Raw genomic sequence first — 23,079 nt, forward strand, 5'->3', positions numbered from 1 at the left:
CTTCCGCTAACGACTATGATTTTTTGCACTTAAACTCCATTTGATATGTCTCAGAAGTTCAAAGAAGTGTGCCGTGGCGTGTTGCGGCGGCTCTTACAAACTGTTACAATTTATGCAAAGAGAATCATTGTCCTGATGAGGAATTGTCAACGAATGATCGCTAATCATAATCAATGACAGGCACAGCACCATGAACATGATTCGCAAGGCTCGGGCTTCGGCTAGTTTTTAATAACCGAATCCATTTGAATACCGAATCAGCTTCATGAGGAACCTTTGGCAAGCCTGGAGTTGATTCATCCATATTACTTTTTATATTGTTTGTCACCCCCGGAGCAAGTGGATGCAACATCCATCCGATGGTGTCGCGTGGCGGCAATAGGGGGTCTATTCTGTTTTGCACGAAAGGGGTATACCATGCTAGGACTTGTCAAAAAGATCTTCGGCGACATGAATGAACGTGATGTTAAACGTCTAATGAAGACAGTCGATGTGATCAATAAACTGGAACCACAACTTCAGGCGTTGTCTGATGAGCAACTGAAAGGCAAAACGGACGAATACCGTGCTCGTATTGAAAAGGGAGAAACGACAGATGAGCTTCTTCCTGAGGCATTTGCAACCGTGCGTGAGGCTTCACGCCGTGTACTGGGCAAACGTCACTATGATGTTCAGATGCTGGGCGGTATCGCTCTGCACGAAGGCCGTATTTCCGAGATGAAAACGGGTGAAGGTAAAACACTGGTAGGAACACTTCCGGTATATCTGAACGCCCTGACGTCCAAAGGTGTACACGTGGTCACGGTCAATGACTATTTGGCACAGCGGGATAGCCAGGAAATGGGACAAATCTATGAGTTCATGGGCATGACGGTTGGGGTTAACCTCAGCGGTATGGACCATGCGTTGAAACAACATGCATATGCATGTGATATTACGTACGGAACGAACAATGAGTTTGGTTTTGACTATCTGCGTGACAACATGGTGCTTTATAAAGAGCAAATGGTTCAACGTCCATTGTTCTTCTGTATCATTGATGAAGTGGACTCCATCCTGGTCGATGAGGCGCGTACGCCACTCATTATCTCCGGACAAGCTCAGAAGTCGACGGATATGTACTATGCAGCAGATCGTTTTGTGAAGCGTCTGGTTCCAGAAGAAGACTTTACGGTAGACATCAAGGTGAAATCCGTAGCGTTGACTGAGGCGGGCGTGGCAAAAGCAGAGAAAGCATTTGGTATCGAGAACTTGTATGATCATGCCAATGTAACTCTCAACCATCACATTGTACAGGGCTTGAAAGCTAATGCAATCATGCGTCGTGACGTGGATTATGTGGTCAGTGATGAAGAAGTTATGATCGTCGATGAATTCACAGGTCGTCTGATGTCCGGACGTCGTTACAGTGATGGATTGCACCAGGCGATTGAAGCCAAAGAAGGCATTGAAGTACAAAACGAGAGTATGACGCTTGCTACGATTACCTTCCAGAACTATTTCCGGATGTACCGTAAACTTGCGGGTATGACGGGTACAGCGAAAACCGAGGAAGAAGAGTTCAAAAAAATCTACGGTCTCGAAGTACTTCAAATTCCAACCAACCGTCCGAACAAGCGGGATGACATGGCAGATGTCGTGTATAAGAGCATCGATGGCAAGTTCAATGCCGTTGTAGAAGAGATCGTGGCACGCCACAGCAAGAATCAACCGATTCTGGTAGGTACAGTATCTATCGAGAACTCGGAGCGCCTGTCTGACATGCTCAAACGCCGTGGTGTAAAGCACCAGGTACTGAACGCCAAGTACCATGCGGAAGAAGCAGAGATCATCTCAGGAGCTGGTCAAGCGGGTGCAGTAACGATTGCAACCAACATGGCTGGACGGGGTACGGATATTATCTTGGGTGAAGGTGTAGCTGAAGTAGGCGGCCTTCATATCATCGGTACAGAGCGTCACGAATCACGCCGGATTGATAATCAGCTGCGTGGTCGTGCGGGACGTCAAGGTGACCCGGGTTCAACACAATTCTATCTGTCACTCGGCGATGAATTGATGAGACGTTTCGGTGCAGACAATGTATTGAACATGATGGAGCGCCTTGGTTTTGAAGAAGACCAACCGATTGAGAGCCGGATGATTACCCGTGCAGTAGAATCAGCGCAGAAGCGCGTTGAAGGTAACAACTTTGACGTGCGTAAAGTCGTTCTCCAATATGATGATGTCATGAACCAACAACGTGAAATTATATATAAACAGCGCCGCGAGGTACTGGAGTCCGAAAATATCAAACAGATCGTTATGGATATGATCAAACCTTCCATTGAACGTATCGTTGAAGCTCATTGTAGTGACGATATTCCGGAAAACTGGGAGCTGCAGGAAGTTGCCGATTACATGAACAGCAAATTGCTGGACGATGGTTCGGTAACAAAAGATGATCTGTGGGGTAAGGAAGCAGAAGAAATCATCGAGTTCCTGTTCACGAAAGTTCAGAACAAGTACAATGCACGTGAAGAGCGAATTGGCGAAGAGATGGTTCGTGAGTTCGAGAAAGTCGTTGTGCTCCGTGCAGTAGACAGCAAGTGGATGGATCATATTGATGCAATGGATCAATTGCGTCAAGGTATCCACCTTCGTGCCTACGGCGGTACAGATCCACTGCGTGAGTACCAGTTCGAAGGCTTCGAAATGTTCCATCAGATGATTGCTTCGATCCAAGAAGAAGTAGCGACTTATGTGATGAGAGCACAGATCGAGAGCAATCAGGAGCGTCAAGCGGTTGTTGAGGAAAGTCAGATCTCGACAAGCGGTGAACCTGCTGAGAAACGTCCAGTGAAGGTTTCTGACCAAATCGGACGTAACGATCCATGCCCATGCGGTAGTGGCAAGAAGTTCAAACACTGCCACGGTCAAGAGTAGTTAGAGGTTTTTTCTATACACGAATGACATGAATGGCTCCTTGCAGCCGGGTATTCCATAGGATAAAGTGAAGGATGCAAAACCGATTAATGGTGCATAGTTATAATAATATGACCATGATCACGGGGAAGAGATATACTGATATAACAGTAGTCTCAACACCAGGGTGGCACATCACTTACTTGATCTGGAGGAATACCCTGGATGCGGGGAGCTTATCTTAATGAAAAGAGGAATTGCACATGATCGATCCAAACGTGAAGCATGACCTGCGTGAAATAGGCAAAAAACTAACAAACCTTAGGGGGTCTCTTTGACTTAGATCTGAAGCAAGAGATGATCGGCAACTTCGAAGTGAAGATGTCTGCCCCCGATTTCTGGGACGATAGTGACAAGGCGCAATCCGTAATCGCTGAGCTAAATGCGGTGAAGGGATCTGTGGATCAATACGCGAAGCTCCAACAGGATTATGATGATGCGGTGATGATGGTAGAACTGGCTGACGAGGAAGGCGACGAAGACCTTGCTGCAGAGATCGGTAGAAGCGTCACAGCGATCGTGAGCAAGGTGGCAGAGTTCGAACTTCAGCTGCTCCTGGACCAGCCTTATGATAAGATGGATGCCATTCTAGAGCTTCATCCGGGGGCAGGTGGTACCGAGTCACAGGACTGGGGACAGATGTTACTCCGGATGTACACACGTTGGTCCGAGAAGCGTGGCTTCAAGGTTGAGGTACTGGATTATCTGCCAGGAGATGAGGCGGGGATCAAGAGCGTCACGCTATCGATCAAGGGGCACAATGCTTATGGTTATCTGAAAGCCGAGAAGGGTGTACACCGACTGGTGCGGATCTCTCCTTTTGACTCATCGGGCCGTAGGCATACTTCCTTCGTATCATGTGATGTGGTTCCTGAGATTGATGATACGATTGAATTGGACATTCGAACAGAGGATCTCAAGATTGATACCTACCGTGCGAGTGGCGCGGGTGGACAGCATATCAATACCACCGACTCAGCCGTGCGGATTACCCACCTTCCGACAGGTGTAGTTGTAACGTGTCAGAATGAACGTTCACAGATCAAGAACCGTGAGCGGGCGATGAAGATGCTTCGTTCGAAATTGTATGAGCGTAAAAATGAAGAGCAAAAACAACAGCTGGATGAAATCCGAGGAGATCAATCGGATATTTCATGGGGTAGCCAGATTCGCTCCTATGTGTTCCATCCCTATAGTATGGTAAAGGATCACCGTACAAGCGTGGAGACAGGAAATACAGGAGCAGTAATGGACGGCGACCTCGATGCATTCATCGATGGTTATTTGCGTAGCCAGATTAAAGTAGAAACCGATTAAACTAAGTTCCTGTATGGACCCATACGTGTAGGCGTATGCTGGTGTATACGGGAGCTTTTTTTTGAATAATTATATAGGATAGAAAAAATGAGCGAACAACTGATCAGTCACATAAAAGGAGAGCACGAGAACATGCAACAACGATCACAATTTCATAATAACCGCAAAAAGAGGTTAACCAGCCTCATTCCCCTTAATGGTCCATGGAGAAACGTCGTGGATACGGTATCTATCATTGTAGGCTCGTTTTTAATCGCAGTGGCCTTTAATTTATTTTTATTACCGAATCAGATCGCTTCGGGTGGAGTGTCCGGGTTATCGATCCTAGGCAAGGAGTGGCTCAATCTGGAGCCGGCATACACCCAATGGGCAATTAATATCCCACTTTTGATTGCGGGTTTCCTGCTCATTGGCAAGCAGTATGGTGTTCGCTCAGTATTGGGCAGCATTGTTCTGCCACTGTTAGTCTATCTCACGAAGGATTGGGCCATTCCAACAACCAATCCGCTACTTGGTTCACTATATGGAGGAATTGGCGTTGGTCTCGGTATCGGAATTGTGTATCGAGGTAGAGGATCAACAGGTGGCATGAGCATTCTTGCCAGAATCGTACAGAAATACAGCGGACTTAGTTACTCATTGTGTGTAGTCATCATGGATGCTACGGTTATTATTATGGCTGCATTTGTATTGTCATTGGAGCAGTCCCTCTATGCGCTGATTGGGTTGTATGTTACTGGTAAAGTGATCGATGCCGTTGAGATGGGCCTAGGCTTTTCCAAGGTGGCGTATATTATCTCCAACCAGACAGAAGCGATTAGCAAAGTGATTCTGGATGATCTGGATCGTGGATTAACGAAACTGGAAGCCAAAGGCGGTTACACTGACGATCAACGAACGGTACTGATGGTCGTGGTTGGGCAAAATGAGGTACCAAGACTTAAAGCGTTGATCCGGTCTGTGGACCCGGGAGCATTTGTTATTATCAGTAACGCGCATGAAGTGCTTGGTGAAGGTTTTAAGCGGGGAGAACATGTGTGAACGGGTTGAAAACTAGTGAGTGAGCCGTGTAGGCTCATAAGAAATGACTTCATCAAAAAAAGCAGGCATATCCTTCTCCGAAATGGAGGTAGAGGATGTGCCTGCTTTTCTACTATTACTATAGATGCTACAGAATCGGAGATAACAGACGGGAAATGGCTTCTTTGAAGCGAATGATTAGACTGCGTTTTTGGTATTCATCGAGCGTCATTTCCCGCGATACATGCAGGTCGTGCTCAAAGGTTTGTACAAGTGCTGTCGCAATCGTTTCATCATACATAAAAGCATTAACCTCAAAGTTCAACCGGAAACTGCGGTAGTCGATATTGGCGGTTCCCACGGATGCAACCAAACTGTCAATGATAAGTGTTTTGGCATGAATGAAGCCATTATCATATATAAATACTTTGGCGCCAACTTTCAGCAACTCACCAATATAAGATAGCGTAGCCCAATATACAAAGGCGTGGTCGGGTTTATTTGGAATCATGATGCGAACGTCAATGCCGGACAGACACGCGAGACGAATAGCTTCGAATACACTGGCATCCGGGATAAAATAAGGCGTTTGAATCAGAATCGATTGTTTGGCTCCGTTAATCATCTTGAGATAGCTGTTCTTAATATGCTCCGTCTCTGCATCCGGTCCACTGGAGACAATCTGCATGGCAATCTTTCCTGTACCCTCGATATGAGGGAAATGCGCCGGAACATAAGGTGTGTCGTGTTGCTTGGACGCTTCATTCCAATCCAGAAGGAAACGGGTCTGCAGCGCATGAACAGCATTTCCTTGAATACGCAGATGTGTGTCGCGCCAGTAACCGAACTTCGAGTTCAAGCCGAGATACTCATCTCCGACATTAAACCCGCCCGTGTAGCCAAGGTTACCATCGATGATGACAATCTTACGGTGGTTCCGGTAGTTCATACGCAAGTTGATCAGACTGAATTTGGATGGGAAAAAGACTTCAACCAAACCGCCTGCTTCGCGCAATTCTTTGAAAAAGCGTTTTGATACCCGCCGTGATCCGAGCGCGTCATACAGCAAACGAACTTTGATGCCTTCCCGCGCTTTGCGGATGAGTGCATCCCGGATTCTTTTGCCCAGACGGTCGCTTCTATAAATGTAGTATTGCACGTGCACGTGATCCTTAGCCGCTTCGATATCGTCCAAGAGCCGCTGGAATTTATCTGTTCCGTCCGTAATGATCTCGACCGCATTATCTTCCGTCACCAGAGCACCGTTCTGCTTCAGGTTCATATAGATCATGTCCTGGCTACTCTCGGTTGCTTGGTTGCGGAAGGGTGTGCGGTTATCGTGCAATTGTGTGAGTTGGGCTTCAATACGTTCCTCTAGCCCGAGTTTCTTACGTTCTTTCCACTGGAAAAGCCGATATCGGGTCAGGTTCTGACCGGTTAAAAGATAAAGTACAAACCCAAACACCGGAATAAAGTTCAAGACAAGCAGCCAAGCCCAGGAAGCGCTGGCATCCTTCCGTTCGAAGAAAACGACTGCTGCTGCAAAAATAATATTCAGGCCCAGGAGCACAATAAGTAAAATGGCTTCGATATGCACTATAGTCCCCCACGTCTCATAATGACCATCATGAATCTATTCATATGTCTTTGATTAGCAGGTTAGTTATGAATGAGACCCTGATTGTAATGTTTCCTACTAATACGTATTTTAACAGATGTATACCTGTTCGTCCCGGATGTTAAAAAAGATATGTTCGGATTGGATGGAAATCCATGTGAAATTGATGATAGAGTGTTGTATTTATATAACCAGAGTCGTATAATAATACACAAATATGCATATAAGCGACGGAATTGCTGTGTTCAAGTATCCTTCAGGCAAGGACATAGCACAAGTAGCGCATACATCGAGATTGGGGGAGCGAGAGTGAATAACAAATTAAAAGTAGCAATCGTCGGTTCCACCGGCTACGGCGGGGTGGAGCTGATTCGTTTTTTCCAGAACCATCCGCAGGTTGAAATCACATCGGTGATCTCATCATCGAGCAGTGGTGAGTCCATCGCAGATGGATTTCCGCATTTGACGGACGTGATTCACAGGCCACTCGACGGTGTAGATCCGGCTGAAATTGCGAGTCGTGCGGATCTGGTATTCACAGCGACCCCGTCCGGCGTAAGTGCAAAGCTCGTACCAAGCCTGCTGGCAGCAGGCCTTAAGGTGATTGACCTGTCTGGCGATTTCAGACTTAAGGATGGAACGGTGTACGAAGAGTGGTATAAACATCCGGCGCCTTCAGCTGCTTTGCTGGAACAAGCGGTATACGGCATGGCTGAGGTGTATGGCGAAGAAGTGAAGGGACAGAATTTTATATCCAACCCAGGCTGTTATCCAACGGCTACACTTCTTGGACTGATCCCTGCTGTAGAGGCAGGCTGGATTGACCCTTCCACTATTATTATTGATGCTAAATCAGGCGTATCCGGAGCGGGACGCGGAACAAGTCTGACAAACCATTATGCAGAGATGAATGAGAATTTAAAAGCCTATAAACTTAATAAACATCAACATATTCCCGAGATCGAACAAGTGCTTGGCAGTATAACGGGAACGCCTGTTACGGTTACCTTCACAACACATCTGGTGCCAATGACACGTGGAATCATGAGTACGATGTATGCAAAACTTGTTGGGGAACACAGCGACCGGGAGATCGTAGATTTGTACCGCAAATATTATGAGAACAGACCTTTCGTACGTGTACGTGAACCGGGTATCTGGCCTTCTACCAAGGAAGTGTACGGATCCAACTATTGTGATATCGGATTTGCGGTAGATCCTCGCACAGGGCGTTTGACGATTATTTCGGTCATCGACAACCTGGTGAAGGGTGCGTCCGGGCAAGCGATTCAAAATATGAACCTGATGATGGGATGGGAGGAGAACCTCGGGCTGAACATGACACCGGTATATCCATAAGGGATTGGAATTCAAGAGGAGCACCGAACATTTGGTGTAAAAGTGCTCTCTCAGAGTCACTTAGGGAGATATGGGATCAGGTTAAGCAGGCGATCATCAGCATATAGCTGAACGCATACGGGGGATATGATATGGGAACGAATGTGGAGCAACATACTTTTACCGTGGTTGAGAACGGAACAATTGTAACCCCTGGGGGATTCACTGCTGGTGGACTTCACTGCGGATTGAAAAAAACATCTCGCAATGACATCGGAGCGATTCGATGTGATGTACCGGCTACAGCTGCTGCTGTATACACAACGAACGTGTTTCAGGCAGCACCACTCAAAGTAACGCGCGAAAGCTTGAGCAATGGACGCCTTCAAGCTGTTATCGTTAACAGTGGTAATGCCAATGCATGTACAGGGCAACAAGGTGAAGAGGATGCTTATGCGATGCGTTCGGCTGCTGCGCGTGAGTTGGGTGTGGCGGAAGAGGACGTGGCTGTGGCATCCACAGGTGTCATTGGGGAATTGCTCAAGATGGATGCTGTACATTCAGGCATCACCGGACTTCCAGCGCATATGGGCAAGGAGTCGAATGAGGCGGAGCAATTTTCACAAGCGATTCTGACAACGGATTTGGTGAAAAAGGAAGCCTGCGTCTCCGTTATGGTTAACGGCAAGACGGTAACAATTGCAGGTGCCGCCAAAGGCTCGGGTATGATTCATCCGAATATGGCGACAATGCTCGCTTTTATGACCTCTGACGCGGTCATTGGTGCAGAAGCGTTGCAGCGCCTGCTGCGCCAGGCTACGAATCATACATTCAACATGATTACCGTAGATGGGGATACAAGTACAAATGACATGCTGGTAGCCATGTCCAGTGGTTATGCAGGCAATGAAGAGCTGACGATGGAGCACCCGGATTGGGACGCTTTTGCAGCCGGCTTCACCTATGTATGCCAAGTGTTGGCCAAAGCCATTGCTCGAGATGGTGAAGGAGCAACCAAGCTGGTCGAGGTAGAAGTTACAGGAGCAGTAAGTGATGAGTCCGCGCAAGCAATCGCGAAAACTGTCATCGGTTCGAGTCTTGTGAAATCAGCCATGTTTGGCGCTGATGCCAACTGGGGACGGATTATTGCAGCCGTAGGGCGTGCAGGACAACCGGTGAACCCGGATACCGTGGATATTCGTTTGGGAGAGATCTCGGTACTCGCACAGTCTCGCCCAGTCGTGTTTGACGAAGAATTGGCATTGGCTTATTTGCAGACCGATACAGTTCGCATTGTGGTGGATCTGCACCACGGCGAAGGAACGGCAACAGCCTGGGGCTGTGACCTGACGTATGACTACGTCCGAATTAACGCAGCATACCGCACGTAATATTTTGCATTTAGTTTTAATAATCTAGCAGCTTCATGATTGAAAAGCTGCTTTGTAAAAATATGTAGAACATCTATAAGGATTAAACTTTTGAGTTTGATCATTGACGGGGATAGTGAAAAAGTCGGAATCGATTCTGAAGAAGCGAAGCGTGCGCCTAAAAGCTTTCTGAAAGAAAGCTGCATCGGAAGCATAAGCTGTCTCTGGGTTTTCCCTTTAAATAAGGGAATCAAAAAAACCTGGAGACAACAGCGATCAAAAGAACGATCCGAATTTGTAACGGCTAGACCCGTCTAACATGGATTTACTTAAGTGTTAAGCCTTTTATAATATTTGAACGAAAGGAGCTTGCCCTCATGAATTCAACAATGCCAAACGAGAGTACCGCTACGGAAGCGAGCACAGAGAAACAGATGTTTGTCATGAAATGTGGAGGCAGCACGCTGGCAGCATTGCCTGAGTCTTTCTTTGCGGATCTACGTGACTTGCAGTCCCAGGGTACACAGCCAGTTATCGTGCATGGTGGAGGTCCTGCGATCTCGGATAACCTGGCGAAGCTTGGTATCGAAACCGAATTCGTTAATGGCTTGCGCAAAACGACTGAACCTGTGCTGGACGTAGTGGAGATGGTGCTCGCTGGAAGTATCAACAAACAGATCGTGCGCCTGATTCAGCGTGTGGGCGGTCGTGCACTCGGCTTGTCTGGCGTGGACGGGGGCCTGATCCAGGCTAAACCTGTTACAAACCACGCAGAGATCGGTTGGGTAGGCGATGTCACTGGTGTGAACGCAGAGATTATCCAAGGCATCGTGAACATGGGATACATGCCGGTTATCGCACCAGTTGGTGTAGATGCAACGGGACAACGCTATAACATAAATGCAGATACAGCTGCCGGTGCAGTGGCGTCTCATCTCGGCGTAAGTCGGATGATTGTCGTGACCGACGTTCCAGGCATCATGAAGAACGTAGGCGGCGAGAAAAAAGTACTGCCATCCGTATCTGTACAAGAGATTGAGGACATGATCCAGACCGGAGAAATCTATGGTGGCATGATTCCCAAAGTGCGTGCAGCAATCGCATGTATTCATGGTCAAGTACGTGAGGTCGTCATCGTAGACGGCAGCGAACCCCAAATCCTGAGCCGAGTGCTCGGCGGAGAAATCATCGGAACAAGAATCATCCGTATGCAATAATTTGCTCGATACGCTAGGGTCTGAATAGCCGTATATTATATAAAAAAATATGTGCACGGCTTTTTTATATAAGAAATCTAATATTACACACACAATAACGTAGGGTGCAGAACCAATCTGAAGAATAAAAATGCATAACGGAGAGGACAGAAATAACCTGAAGAAGCGGAGCGTGCGCCTTTATCACAGGATTTTCCCCATTGAAGGGGAATAAAAAAAATCCAGGGATAACAGCGATCGGAAGGTTGTTCTGTCATCGAAGTGGAAGTATGCATACGTTCGAAAGATATTTCTGCAATCGGGTGGTCTAGTGTAAATCAGGGTTCTTATATAATTGCTCGTGCACCAACCAATAAGGAGTGATATGGTCATGGCAAAAGGCAACGAACAGCCAGGTTCTGGCACAGCGGTAGCGGGCGCAACAGCAACAGGTGCAGCGGCACAGACGGAAAGCTCGCTTTTCCAAACGTATGCGCGTTATCCAATCAGTCTGGTCAAAGGTAAAGGCAGCTGGTTGTGGGATGATCAGGGTAACCGTTATCTCGATTTCATGTGCGGTCTCGCTGTAACTAGCCTGGGCCATGCACCGGAGAAAGTCGGAGCCAAGCTGAAAGCTCAGATTGATGAGCTGTGGCATGTGTCCAACCTGTTCCAGATTCCAGGCCAGGAGAAAGCAGCAGCATTGTTGACAGCCAATACGTGTGCTGACGCAGTGTTTTTCTGTAACAGTGGTGCCGAAGCGAACGAAGCAGCTATTAAAGTCGCACGTCGTTATCACCAGAAGGTGAAAGGCACAGATCGCTATGAAGTGATCACATTTGCCCAGTCCTTTCATGGACGGACACTCGCTACATTGACAGCAACCGGACAGGATAAGGTGAAAGAAGGATTTTTACCATTGCCAGCGGGATTTGTAACTGTACCTTTGCATGATATCCCTGCACTTGAAGCAGCAATTGGACCCAACACAGCAGCTATTATGCTGGAAATGGTTCAGGCCGAGGGTGGTGTATATCCGGTTGAGCCGGAATTCGTCAAACATGTACGGAAATTGTGTGGCGAGCACGGGTTGTTGCTCATTGTCGATGAAGTACAAACGGGAATGGGACGTACAGGCAAACTGTTCGCGCACGAACATTATGGTATTGAGCCAGACGTGTTCACCGTTGCCAAAGGTATCGGCAGTGGTTTCCCTGTAGGCGCGATGCTGGGTAAAGGTTTCCTGCGGGATGCGTTCACACCAGGTAGCCATGCGACGACATTTGGAGGAACACCACTTGCTTCATCCGTTGTAATCGCAACAATCGAAACGATGCTGGAAGATCGCTTGCCAGAGCGTGCAGCGGAGATGGGCGAATACCTGATGAGCTCCCTGCGGAATCGTTTGGCGGGTAACTCCTTTGTGAAGGAAGTTCGTGGTTTGGGATTGTTGGTCGGTATTGAATGTGCTGAGCCGGTAGGTGATATTGTGCTTGCTGGGCAAAAACGCGGTATCTTGTTCGTCTCTGCAGGACCGAATGTGATTCGTTTGCTTCCGAACCTGTATGTGAGTAAAGAAGAGATCGACGAGGCCGTATCTCTGGTAGGCACATTGATCGAAGAGCACGTAGCGGCGAAAGCCTAACATAAAAATGAGAACCTTTCTGTCTCGGGGCCATTACCGGCCTCGAAGCAGAATGAGATGATGAATCCCTGTAGCCGCGCGGTGAACTTGCGGAAGATGAACTGGAGAAGCACCACGACATGATGTTAGTGTTGCTTTCTTCTGCCCATGCGGGTGCAGGGAACCGGAAATAAGGAGGACATTATACATGACAGCACAACAGACGGAAAAGGTTCAAAAGATTGATCTGAGAGGCCGGGATTTTATCGAATTCACGGACTACACGGCAGAGGAGATTCGTTATCTGCTTGATCTCGCAATTGAGATTAAAGGCAAACAGAAAAGCGGTGTACCTTTTCAACCGTTGAAAGGCAAAACGATCGGACTTATTTTTGAAAAATCATCTACACGTACGCGTGTATCCTTTGAAGTGGGTATGTTCCAATTGGGTGGACACGCACTCTTCCTGAGCAAAAATGATATCCAGCTGGGTCGCGGGGAAACAACACATGATACAGCCAAAGTATTGTCACGTTACCTGGACGGCATTATGATCCGTACCTTTGGACACCATAATGTAACTGAACTGGCAGAGCATGCGGATGTTCCAGTCATTAACGGCCTGAGCGATGCAGCGCATCCTTGTCAGGTACTGGCAGACTTCCAAACGGTGCTGGAGCACAAAGGCAAGCTCGCAGGTCTGAAAATGGCTTACATCGGAGATGGCAACAACATGGCACATTCCCTGATGCTCGGAGCAGCGAAGATGGGTATGCATGTTGCTGTAGCAACGCCAGAAGGCTATGAGCCGGATAGCGCAGTTGTGGAGCAGGCACGCATTATCGCACAGGAGAGCGGTTCTGAAGTGACTGTAACCTACAGTGCACAAGAAGCAGCCAAAGATGCAGATATCGTGTACACGGATGTATGGGCAAGCATGGGCTTTGAAGAAGAGCAGAAGATTCGGGAGCAGGCATTTGCCGCATATCAAGTGGACGAGGAACTGATGAAAGGCGCAAAGCCGGACTACATGTTCTTGCATTGTCTGCCAGCACACCGCGGCGAAGAAGTGAGTGCCGGTGTAATTGACGGACCGAACTCCCTGATCTTTGATCAGGCGGAGAATCGCTTGCATGCACAGAAGGCATTAATGGCTGCGTTAATGAGCGAATAGATGCTGTTTGTCTTTATGGGTTGATTTTAGGCGCAGATTTCGCGATGATAGATAAAAGTTTATAGCAACTGATCTTGGGGAGGACCATTGAACATGGCTAAGGAAAAAATTGTACTCGCATATTCAGGCGGGTTGGACACATCTGTAATTTTGAAATGGTTGAAAGAAACGTATGACGCAGAGATTATTGCATTCACAGCGGATATTGGACAAAAGGATGAACTGGACGGTTTGGAGGAAAAAGCACTGGCAACAGGCGCTTCCAAAGTATACATCGACGATCTGCGCGATGAATTCGCAAAAGATTTCATCTATCCAATGTTCCAAGCTGGTGCCCTTTATGAAGGACAATACCTGCTCGGTACAAGTATCGCTCGTCCACTGATCGCTAAACGTATGGTGGACATCGCTCGTGCAGAAGGTGCTACAGCCATCGCTCACGGCGCTACAGGTAAAGGAAATGACCAAGTTCGCTTCGAGCTGAACGCGGCTGCACTGACACCAGACATTAACGTAATTGCACCTTGGCGTCTGGAAGAATTCCGTAACCAATTCCCGGGACGTGCCGAGATGATTGCTTATGCTGAAAAACATGGTATTCCGGTAACCGCTTCTGCGGCTAAACCATACTCCACAGACCGTAACTTGCTGCATATCAGCTATGAGAGCGGTGTGCTCGAAGATCCTTGGTTCGATCCAAGTGCGGACGAAAACAAAGACATGTTCCTGCTGAGCAGTGCACCTGAAGATGCACCGGATCAAGCAGAATATGTTGAACTGGAGTTCGAACAAGGCGACTGTGTTGCACTGAACGGTGAGCGTTTGAGCCCATTGCAAGTGATGGAGCAACTGAACGAGCTGGGTGGCAAACATGGTATTGGCCGTGTAGATATGGTTGAGAACCGTTTTGTTGGGATGAAGAGCCGTGGTGTGTACGAAACACCGGGTGGAACAATCTTGTTCACCGCACATCGCAAAATGGAGTCCATCACGATGGACCGTGAAGTGATGAACCTGCGTGATAGCCTGATCACACGTTACAGCACACTCGTTTACAACGGCTTCTGGTTCGCACCGGAACGTCTGGCGCTGCAAGCGCTGGTGACTGAAAGCCAGAAAAATGTAACAGGTACCGTTCGTGTGAAATTGTATAAAGGCAACATCATCGGCGCAGGTGTGAAAAGTCCTGTCAGCCTCTACAATCCGGACATCGCAACGATGGAAGCTGATCCAACGCAAGCCTACGATCAAGGTGATGCAACAGGCTTTATCCGCCTGAATGCACTGCGTTTGAAAGTAAACTCCGGCGTGGAGCAAAACAAAAACTAATTTCAACCTGCATCATAGAGCTATATCAATATAAATGACAAGGCAGGCCGTTCTTGCATATCTGGCAGGAGCGGCTTTGTCCATGAGCGAAAGGGGAGTACTCACCGTGAGCAAGCTGTGGGGAGGACGTTTTACAAAACAAACCAATCATTTGGTTGAGGAATATACGGCATCGATCAATTTTGACAAAGCTTTGGCTGAGGAAGATATTCAGGGCAGTCTGGCCCATGTGACAATGCTGGGCAAATGCGGTATTCTTCCGGCGGAAGATGTAGAGACCATCAAAGAAGGATTGATCACCGTTCTGCACAAAATCCGTGCGGGCGAAGTGGAATTCTCCGTATCGGACGAAGACATCCACATGAATATTGAGAAAAACCTGATCGAGACGATTGGTCCTGTAGGCGGTAAATTACATACAGGCCGTAGCCGGAACGATCAAGTTGCAACGGATATGCACTTGTACCTGCGTGAGCGCGTCGTTGGATTTGTAGGCATGCTGCACTCCTTGCAGGAAGCACTGATTGGACAAGCGAAAGATAACCTCGATACCATCGTACCGGGTTATACGCATCTTCAACGGGCACAGCCTATTCTGTTCGCACATCACCTGATGGCGTATGTCTCCATGTTCCAACGGGATGCGGAGCGTCTGATGGACAGCTACAAACGCATTAACATCCTGCCACTGGGCGCAGGTGCTCTTGCGGGCACAACATTCCCGATTGACCGTCATTTTGTCGCGGAACAACTGGGCTTCGATGGCGTGTACGAGAACAGTCTGGACGCAGTAAGCGACCGTGACTTCATCGTTGAGTTCCTGGCGGCAGCTTCGCTGATCATGACTCACTTGTCCCGTCTGAGTGAAGAGCTGGTATTGTGGAGCAGCACGGAGTTTGGGTTCGTTGAACTGGATGATGCGTTCTGCACAGGCAGCAGCATCATGCCTCAGAAGAAAAACCCGGACGTTCCTGAACTCGTTCGTGGTAAAACAGGACGTGTGTACGGCAACCTGATCGGTTTGCTGACGGTATTGAAATCTCTTCCACTGGCATACAACAAGGACATGCAGGAAGACAAAGAAGGCATGTTCGACACAGTAGCAACGCTGGAGGGTGCACTGCAACTGTTCGCTCCAATGATCGCTACAATGACAGTGAACAAGGATCGTATGCGTCAAGCAGTCAACCAGGATTTCTCCAACGCTACGGATATTGCCGATTTCCTCGTAGGCGAAGGCTTGCCTTTCCGTCAGGCGCATGAAGTGATTGGTAAAACGGTGCTGTACTGCATCCAGAACAGCAAGTATTTGCTGGATCTGACGATTGAAGAATTCCGTCAGTTCTCACCACTGTTTGATGACCGGATCTATGACGTGCTGCAACCGGAAGCGGTAGTGAACGCTCGTAATGTTTACGGCGGAACAGCTTCGGGTCAAGTCGCTGAAGCCATTGGACGCAGTGAGAAGGTATTGGAGATTACCGAGCAATGGATTACGAACCGCGGTTAATACCACCGCTAATATAGTTTATCAAGGTGTACAATGCCAAAAGCAGGCCAGAGAATTTGTTCTCGATGGCCTGCTTTTTTATGTTTTATAGCGACAACGAAGTGAACTGAATATATTCAACCCAGCAGTGACCGCAAGGTTATACTCTCATCGAAGTATCAGGGCACCCGTCTAATTAGACGCAGTCGCTTCATTACAAGTTACTTTACAATGCTCTACTAATTGCGCTTGGGCAAAGGCAACCATTTCAATACATCCTGGATTTTGGCATCCCAGTAGCCCCACTCATGTTCACCAGGCCCTTCCTCGTATGTCAATTCGAAGTTCGTTTGTTCACAGGCTTGACGGAAGGTTTGATTATCTTCATACAGGAAATCTTCCGTTCCGCAACATTGGTAGAGCAGAGGCCGCTGGCGTTGGCTTTCTTTTAACAGATGAATCAGATCATTCTCAGTGCCTGCCACCTGTGGTCCGAAAATCCGTTGTAACTCAGTCTGTTGCAATGCTGAGGATGCGTTTCTATCCATATGTGCAGACATATCGAGAGCACCAGACAAACTGGCAGCTGCAGCATATTGATCTGGTTTACGAAGGGCCAGCTTGAACGCCCCATAGCCACCCATGGATAATCCGGCAACGAAATTGTCCTCCCGTTGATCTGACAGCGGGAAGAAAGAACGAGCAAGTGCCGGCAGTTCTTCACTGATAAAGCTCCAATAACGTCCGCCTTCTACCATATCTGTGTAGAAGCTGCGGTGAACCTGTGGCATAACAACGGCGATCCCGAGGTTGGCCACATAACGTTCGATGGAAGTCCGGCGCAGCCAGATGGAATCATCATCAGACAGACCGTGCAACAGGTACAGGGTTGGGCGCAGTCCTTTGCCGGTCACATTCTCCATACCGATCTGATTGTGGGTTTGTTGCGGCAGAATGACATGCATGCTGGTGCTAAGCCCGAGCGTATCCGAGTAAAAATCACATTTAATAAGTGCCATGAGTATAAGAAACCCCTTTCATAAGTTCATATTTAACAGGTTATACCCAATGCCCATTCAATGCAATAACAAACGTTTTACAACGTAACAATGTTATGTTACACTCATTTCAATAAAAAGGGGGACCATATATGACGGATGATTTGATCTCCAAGAAAGAATTGTTGGACCTGACAGGAATCTCATACGGCCAGTTATACCGCTGGAAGAGGAAAAATCTCATTCCCGAAGAATGGTTCATTCGGAAGTCGTCCTACACCGGACAAGAGACCTTTTTTCCAAAACAACAGATATTACTGCGCATTGACAAGATTCTCAATATGAAAGACGGATTATCGCTGGATGAGCTGGCAGACGTGTTCTCACCTACGTTGGGTGAAGTGGAAATGTCTGCACAACAATTGTTAGAGCGAAACATTGTTTCACAAATCTCGCTGGATCTATTGAAAGAAGCAGGTCCTGAACAATCGCTGTATGCTTTGGAGCAGATTATGATGCTCTACGTCCTTGATAAGCTGTTAATGAGCGGAGATATCACTCGGCAAGAGGGTACGTTGCTGATCGAAGTGATGTCTGAACATTATTATCGTTTCACAGGTAAACCCAGCGAACTGGTGCTTACTCGCAAGATGGGTGTCCCGTCATTCATGCTGGTGACAGCAGGAACGGAGTTTTATTTTGACAATGGTGTGAAGGTGGTTCTTAGACAGCCGATGGGAACATTTATGGAAGAATTAAAACTCAAATTGGGATAAGGAGAGGATCATCTATGGAAGAGCGGAATAAGCGGAATGATCTGAATGTGGCGGGCATAAGTCAAACGGCAGGCGGGAATTTTCACCGTGTATCTATTGATGGCATGGCTAAGGTGAACGGCAACCTGGACTGCACCTCTATGGAAGTGAATGGGACATTGAAGATGCACGGCGCTTTGAGCACCGAGAGTGCAACGATTAACGGCATGTGTACGTTGAACGGTCCTTTGACCAGTTCTCGTGTTCGTGTGGATGGCATGACGACGATTAACGGAGATCTCCATAGCCCTGAGCTTGAAGTGAACGGAAAGTGTACCGTACGTGGAAGAGTGGATGGGGAACGAATTGATATTGGCGGTGTGATCGATATTGAAGGCGATGTCCAATGTGAGTCCCTGAATGTACAGGGCAATATTAAGATCAGCGGCTTTCTGAATGCGGGAATAGTGGAGATCAGGCTTCACACATCTTCTTCGGCTAAAGAGATTGGCGGAGAGCGTATCGATATTCGTCGCAAGGAGCAACAGAATGGATTTTGGAAAAGTATTGGCCTTGGCGGGACCCCTTCTTTTAAGACATCCTTAATTGAGGGTGATGAGATTGTGCTGGAAGATACCGAAGCTGACATTGTTCGGGGGAGTAACATTTTTATCGGTCGCGGCTGTAACATCAGGTTGGTCGAGTATTCAGGTGAACTTGAGGTAGATCAGGATGCCAAGGTGGGCAGCAGTCAGCGAATTTAAAGTTTGGATATGGAGAGAAAGGGATGGGATGGACATGAATAACAATCCGGGGCGTTCATTGGACAAAAAAATGGATATCAGCATCGTTGGTGATGGTAGTTCTTCTGGTGGCGTGTACGGCAAGATCAAGGTCGTAGGGGACGCGTCCTTTAACGACAATCTATATTGTGATCGATTCAAATGTACGGGGACATCGGTCGTATACGGATCGCTTGAATCCACAGATATTAAAATTACCGGAACCCTTACTCTGACAGAGCGAGAGGCCAGCAACGATGGTGAGGATGGAATCCAGGCATCTGGCCTGCATGCCAAAGCTGAGCATATAAAAGTGGTAGGTGAACTTCATCTGTCAGGGGATTGTCAGGCGGAAAATATCAAGCTGAACGGGCGTTTGACGATAGCGGGGATGCTCAGCGCTGAACACATGACGCTCAAAATCATGGGTCCATCCGAGGTCAAGGAAATGGGCGGTTCCATCATCTCGGTGAAGAGTGGCCGGTTGAATGACTTGTTTACGGGGAATAAATCAATTCTCAAAGCACAGATTATCGAAGGTGATGACATTGAATTAGAGAATACGGAGGTGGAGATTGTCCGTGGCGATAAAATAAAAATCGGTCCTGGCTGCCGAATTGGTACAGTGGAATACCGTTCATCTCTGCACATTCATCCGCAATCGGAAGTTTTGCTGCAAAGCAATCGGTCCTTGGACTGATTAACGAATACTTCTTTTCGGATATACTAATTCAGTCATATGAATAGAGCGTGAATGGAGAGATTGAGTACAATGGTTGCACGTAAAAACAGTATTGGATTGGTGCTGGCAGGGTTACTGCTCAGCATACTAATGGCTTCAATGGATAATACCATCGTGGCAACAGCTATGGGGGATATTGTCGGGAAGCTGGGTGGGCTCGACAAGTTCGTCTGGGTTACCTCCGCGTACATGGTGGCTGAGATGGCAGGGATGCCGATCTTTGGTAAGCTATCCGATATGTATGGACGGAAGAAGTTTTTTGTATTTGGTATTATTGTGTTTATGCTTGGCTCAGCGCTGTGCGGAACGGCAACGTCTATTGTGGAATTGACGATGTACAGAGCGATTCAAGGTATTGGTGCGGGGGCCCTGGTGCCGATTGCCTTTACGATCATGTTTGATGTCGTTGCACCAGAATCTCGTGGTAAATTGGGTGGATTGTTTGGAGCCGTCTTTGGCCTCTCCAGCGTATTCGGACCTCTGCTCGGTGCTTACATTACCCAGTATGCGACTTGGGAATGGGTATTTTATATTAACCTGCCGCTAGGCTTGATTGCATTTGTGTTTATTGCCTTCTTCTACAAAGAGTCTCATCAGCATCACTCCCAACAGATTGACTGGCTGGGTGCTGTAACGCTGATCGGTGCTGTTGTGTGCCTGATCTTTGGTCTGGAACTGGGCGGCAAAACATTTGCCTGGGGTTCGTGGCAGATTCTTGGCTTGTTTGCCGGATTTGTAGCATTAGCGCTGCTCTTCCTTTTTGCAGAAACCAAAGCCAAAGAACCAATCATCTCCTTCAGCATGTTCCGCAACCGGGTCTACTGGTCCAGTAACGTTATTGGTATGTTCAGTGGTGCGGCGTTCATTACAGCATCCGTGTACATTCCGATCTTCATACAGGGGGTACTTGGTGGTAAAGCGACCAACTCCGGTCTTGTGCTGCTGCCCATGATGCTTGGATCTGTTGTGACGGCATCCTTGGGCGGGGTGTTGATGACCAAAATCAAGTATCGCAATATCATGATTCCTACGTTGGCCTTACTTGTCATTGGACTCGGATTGCTGACTACACTGGATGAGGGTTCTTCCCTCTGGACGATACGTATTTATATGGTGATGGTTGGTCTGGGTGTCGGTGCTTCGTTCTCCGTACTTAGCAATGCAGCGATGAATGCGTTTGAACCGCAAAGACGCGGTGCGGCGAGTTCCACACTTAACTTTTTGCGTTCCCTCGGTATGACGATGGGTATTACGATCTTTGGTATCGTACAGAGCCAGGTGTTTACGCGTAAAATGAATGATGCCCTCACTGGTTCAGCTGCGGAAGCAGGCGGTGCTTCTGCGGGTGGGGTGCCGCAGGGAGTGGATCTGACCGATCCACATGCGTTGCTCTCACCAGAACTCAGACAGGCGATTCCGCCTCAGGTGCTGGATACCATCACACATGCCCTTTCCTCTTCCATCGTGCAGTTATTTGCCTGGGCTGTAATTCCGGCTGCACTCGCATTGGTCGCTTCCTTCTTCATGGGAAGAGAGAAGATGGTTGTAGGCGAAGAGCAAGGCGAATACACAGGCGGTCATTGAGCCGTTATGCAGTAAAACGTAAGTTACGGTATTACAGCTAATCTTAGCTTGCTAAAACTCAAATAACATATCTTAAAACATGTGAAGACACACTTCTCGTATCCCCAAAAGGGGAGGGAAGTGTGTCTTTTCGTTTTCGTATGCTCAGCTTATCCAGGAATTACTGAATTACGGAAGGATCTTCTTTTTGCTTTACAATGCTGCATAAGTTACCAGATGTTCCGAGCAAGGGGCCTAAGGTTGTTTGGTATCGCTAATACCATCCTCGACAACAGAAGGCTGTTGTGGATCAGGCAGGCTGCTATGACCGGAGCGGGCAATTAGACGATTCTGAGCTTTGTACGTATCTCGTGTGATCGTTTTGGATTCGACCACTTTGCCGTCTAGCCTCTTGGTTCTTACCGTCTCGACAATATATCCAGGCTGTCCGTCTTGCAGCACCTGCTGGGCACCATCAGGCAGTACAGTACTGGACACATACTTTACCGGAACACTTAATGTTTCAATGGTACGAGATTCAAGTGCATAGCTGACATTCTTGGGGAATGTGCCGAAAAATTTCACCATCAATTGGTGGTTCTTCACCTCTGCATGAATGAGTAAGGATTTTCCGGTATTATTCTTGAAGCGAAAGTTGATGGCTCCAGAGGCAAAGGTGGCATCCAGCCCTTTTGGCAAATATTTGACCGGCAGGGAATGGTTGCGACGCTCAATAATATCAAGACCCGTCAATAGCGCTGCGTTATACACCGTACTGGATACCTGGCAGATTCCCCCGCCAATTCCGGGGGTGAGTCTTCCATTGACAATGACCGGTGCCTCACGAAACCCATACTCCTTTTCAGCTTTACGGACGACCTTCTCATAATCGAATGTGGCATCTGGTGGCAAAATCATGCCGTTAATCGCTTCCGCCGCTGCGCTGACATTATGTATCCGGCCTTCACTACTATTGCCCAGATCCGTGGAGAACTGGATGATCTTTCGGTCAATGCCTTCCTGGCGTAACGAATCAAGAGTTACTTCAGGCTTCAGCGTATACAGTGGTACCTGGATCAGCAGTGGGGCGGGTTTCTCATCCGGGCTCAGTACACTGAAATCCCTGTGCAGCTTCGTCTGAATGAGATTTGTGAGTGTATCCCAATCAATCCGGCAGACGCCCTTTTCCGGGATATACTGGACTTTGTCACTTGCGGTAATGCGGCGAACAGCGTCCGCAGGTGTACCGAAGGTTTCTTTTTCCCAGGCAGGGCTGAGATGTTCTTGAAGTGACCGTAAGTCGTAGCTCATATCGAGAGAGAACTCTTTCGGAAAATGATAACGTGCATAAGCGCGTTCCCACAGGTTACCTTCCTCCAGCTGCTGTATCGCGGTTTTTAAGCTGTTAACGTTGTAGCTCACCCCCACCTGAGCTGCGGTATACGACATCGTCTGGGGGTTGGGTTCAGTCACTTCAAAGGTGACAGGCCAGTCCTCCAGCTTTTGGACCTGTTCATCCAATTCATGCAATACGTTCTTGCGATTTTTCCCTTCCACCAGCATGCCGCCTACATGAACATCTTTGGGCAGGGCAGGCTGATTCACGTACATGTACAGCAATCCATAAGACGCGGAGCCGATCAAGAGGATGGAGAATAGAACAATGACCGTCAAATGTATTTTTTTCATAACCGTACGCTCCTTTATACTTCTGTTGTTCCGCACTTTGTAACACTTTCTATATATATGATCCAATGCAGGAAAACTTTCGGGTACTCAATAGGTAACAAATTTGTTACAATA

The 23,079-nt window shown here is 47.8% G+C and carries 17 protein-coding genes; 14 read left to right on the forward strand and 3 right to left on the reverse strand.

Annotation, left to right across the window (positions count from 1 at the left end; all coding sequences use genetic code 11):
* The first annotated feature begins 417 nt into the window (after window positions 1–417).
* The 3 genes from secA to D829_RS0126760 all read left to right on the forward strand — a co-directional run bounded on the left by secA (window position 418) and on the right by D829_RS0126760 (window position 5,319).
* Window positions 418–2,922 carry a preprotein translocase subunit SecA gene (gene secA, locus D829_RS0126750; protein WP_017691995.1) on the forward strand — a complete coding sequence of 835 codons (2,505 nt, stop codon included), beginning with the start codon at window positions 418–420 and terminating at the stop codon, window positions 2,920–2,922.
* A gap of 242 nt (window positions 2,923–3,164) precedes the next feature.
* A protein-coding gene (gene prfB, locus D829_RS0126755; RefSeq protein WP_152417157.1) for a peptide chain release factor 2 occupies window positions 3,165–4,278 on the forward strand; the annotation gives its coding sequence in 2 pieces (ribosomal slippage) (window positions 3,165–3,236 and window positions 3,238–4,278; 1,113 coding nt in all).
* Window positions 4,279–4,410: 132 nt separating this feature from the next.
* On the forward strand, window positions 4,411–5,319 hold the full coding sequence (locus tag D829_RS0126760) for a YitT family protein (RefSeq protein ID WP_017691997.1): 909 nt from the start codon (window positions 4,411–4,413) through the stop codon (window positions 5,317–5,319).
* 127 nt (window positions 5,320–5,446) lie between these two features.
* Here D829_RS0126760 and cls read toward each other — a convergent pair whose 3' ends face one another.
* Window positions 5,447–6,895, reverse strand: a complete 1,449-nt coding sequence (gene cls, locus D829_RS0126765) for a cardiolipin synthase (protein ID WP_017691998.1) — start codon at window positions 6,893–6,895, stop codon at window positions 5,447–5,449.
* A gap of 330 nt (window positions 6,896–7,225) precedes the next feature.
* On the opposite strand from cls, the gene argC reads away from it, so the two are divergent.
* From argC to argH, 7 genes are all read left to right on the forward strand, one after another.
* Window positions 7,226–8,275, forward strand: coding sequence for an N-acetyl-gamma-glutamyl-phosphate reductase (gene argC, locus D829_RS0126770; RefSeq protein WP_017691999.1), 1,050 nt, complete (start codon window positions 7,226–7,228; stop codon window positions 8,273–8,275).
* Between the two features lie 143 nt (window positions 8,276–8,418).
* On the forward strand, window positions 8,419–9,645 hold the full coding sequence (argJ, locus tag D829_RS0126775) for a bifunctional glutamate N-acetyltransferase/amino-acid acetyltransferase ArgJ (protein WP_026081441.1): 1,227 nt from the start codon (window positions 8,419–8,421) through the stop codon (window positions 9,643–9,645).
* Between the two features lie 356 nt (window positions 9,646–10,001).
* On the forward strand, window positions 10,002–10,841 hold the full coding sequence (gene argB, locus D829_RS0126780) for an acetylglutamate kinase (RefSeq protein ID WP_017692001.1): 840 nt from the start codon (window positions 10,002–10,004) through the stop codon (window positions 10,839–10,841).
* 370 nt (window positions 10,842–11,211) lie between these two features.
* Window positions 11,212–12,465, forward strand: coding sequence for an aspartate aminotransferase family protein (locus D829_RS0126785; protein ID WP_017692002.1), 1,254 nt, complete (start codon window positions 11,212–11,214; stop codon window positions 12,463–12,465).
* A gap of 187 nt (window positions 12,466–12,652) precedes the next feature.
* Window positions 12,653–13,618 carry an ornithine carbamoyltransferase gene (gene argF / locus D829_RS0126790; protein WP_017692003.1) on the forward strand — a complete coding sequence of 322 codons (966 nt, stop codon included), beginning with the start codon at window positions 12,653–12,655 and terminating at the stop codon, window positions 13,616–13,618.
* A gap of 93 nt (window positions 13,619–13,711) precedes the next feature.
* Window positions 13,712–14,947 carry an argininosuccinate synthase gene (locus D829_RS0126795; protein ID WP_017692004.1) on the forward strand — a complete coding sequence of 412 codons (1,236 nt, stop codon included), beginning with the start codon at window positions 13,712–13,714 and terminating at the stop codon, window positions 14,945–14,947.
* Between the two features lie 106 nt (window positions 14,948–15,053).
* A complete protein-coding gene (gene argH, locus D829_RS0126800; protein WP_026081442.1) occupies window positions 15,054–16,457 on the forward strand; it encodes an argininosuccinate lyase in 1,404 nt (467 codons plus the stop codon).
* Window positions 16,458–16,675: 218 nt separating this feature from the next.
* Here the strand turns inward: argH and D829_RS0126805 are convergent, their stop codons facing one another.
* On the reverse strand, window positions 16,676–17,455 hold the full coding sequence (locus D829_RS0126805; protein ID WP_017692006.1) for an alpha/beta hydrolase family protein: 780 nt from the start codon (window positions 17,453–17,455) through the stop codon (window positions 16,676–16,678).
* Between the two features lie 131 nt (window positions 17,456–17,586).
* Here D829_RS0126805 and D829_RS0126810 point away from each other — a divergent pair, with 131 nt between their 5' ends.
* The 4 genes from D829_RS0126810 to D829_RS0126825 all read left to right on the forward strand — a co-directional run bounded on the left by D829_RS0126810 (window position 17,587) and on the right by D829_RS0126825 (window position 21,297).
* On the forward strand, window positions 17,587–18,210 hold the full coding sequence (locus tag D829_RS0126810) for a YhbD family protein (RefSeq protein WP_017692007.1): 624 nt from the start codon (window positions 17,587–17,589) through the stop codon (window positions 18,208–18,210).
* A 14-nt stretch (window positions 18,211–18,224) separates the two neighbouring features.
* The gene (locus D829_RS0126815) at window positions 18,225–18,953 is read left to right on the forward strand and encodes a polymer-forming cytoskeletal protein (RefSeq protein ID WP_017692008.1); all 729 of its coding nucleotides are present in this window, start codon (window positions 18,225–18,227) and stop codon (window positions 18,951–18,953) included.
* A gap of 34 nt (window positions 18,954–18,987) precedes the next feature.
* Window positions 18,988–19,671: a hypothetical protein gene (locus D829_RS0126820; RefSeq protein WP_152417158.1), complete on the forward strand. Its 684-nt coding sequence runs from the start codon at window positions 18,988–18,990 to the stop codon at window positions 19,669–19,671.
* Window positions 19,672–19,743: 72 nt separating this feature from the next.
* The gene (locus tag D829_RS0126825; protein ID WP_017692010.1) at window positions 19,744–21,297 is read left to right on the forward strand and encodes an MDR family MFS transporter; all 1,554 of its coding nucleotides are present in this window, start codon (window positions 19,744–19,746) and stop codon (window positions 21,295–21,297) included.
* A 234-nt stretch (window positions 21,298–21,531) separates the two neighbouring features.
* On the opposite strand, the gene D829_RS0126830 is transcribed toward D829_RS0126825, so the two are convergent.
* On the reverse strand, window positions 21,532–22,965 hold the full coding sequence (locus D829_RS0126830; RefSeq protein WP_017692011.1) for a VanW family protein: 1,434 nt from the start codon (window positions 22,963–22,965) through the stop codon (window positions 21,532–21,534).
* Between the last annotated feature and the right edge of the window lie 114 nt (window positions 22,966–23,079).

The organism is Paenibacillus sp. PAMC 26794 (assembly GCF_000316035.1).
In the GTDB taxonomy this organism is placed as follows: Bacteria; Bacillota; Bacilli; order Paenibacillales; family Paenibacillaceae; genus Paenibacillus.

Bases quoted from the DNA above. Each gene is read 5' to 3' on its own strand.
- D829_RS0126795 (WP_017692004.1), top strand. From the start codon at position 13,712: ATGGCTAAGGAAAAAATTGTACTCGCATATTCAGGCGGGTTGGACACA.
- argB (WP_017692001.1), top strand. From the start codon at position 10,002: ATGAATTCAACAATGCCAAACGAGAGTACCGCTACGGAAGCGAGCACA.
- D829_RS0126810 (WP_017692007.1), top strand. From the start codon at position 17,587: ATGACGGATGATTTGATCTCCAAGAAAGAATTGTTGGACCTGACAGGA.
- D829_RS0126785 (WP_017692002.1), top strand. From the start codon at position 11,212: ATGGCAAAAGGCAACGAACAGCCAGGTTCTGGCACAGCGGTAGCGGGC.
- secA (WP_017691995.1), top strand. From the start codon at position 418: ATGCTAGGACTTGTCAAAAAGATCTTCGGCGACATGAATGAACGTGAT.
- D829_RS0126820 (WP_152417158.1), top strand. From the start codon at position 18,988: ATGAATAACAATCCGGGGCGTTCATTGGACAAAAAAATGGATATCAGC.
- D829_RS0126825 (WP_017692010.1), top strand. From the start codon at position 19,744: ATGGTTGCACGTAAAAACAGTATTGGATTGGTGCTGGCAGGGTTACTG.
- argF (WP_017692003.1), top strand. From the start codon at position 12,653: ATGACAGCACAACAGACGGAAAAGGTTCAAAAGATTGATCTGAGAGGC.
- D829_RS0126830 (WP_017692011.1), bottom strand. From the start codon at position 22,965: ATGAAAAAAATACATTTGACGGTCATTGTTCTATTCTCCATCCTCTTG.
- D829_RS0126760 (WP_017691997.1), top strand. From the start codon at position 4,411: ATGCAACAACGATCACAATTTCATAATAACCGCAAAAAGAGGTTAACC.
- D829_RS0126805 (WP_017692006.1), bottom strand. From the start codon at position 17,455: ATGGCACTTATTAAATGTGATTTTTACTCGGATACGCTCGGGCTTAGC.
- D829_RS0126815 (WP_017692008.1), top strand. From the start codon at position 18,225: ATGGAAGAGCGGAATAAGCGGAATGATCTGAATGTGGCGGGCATAAGT.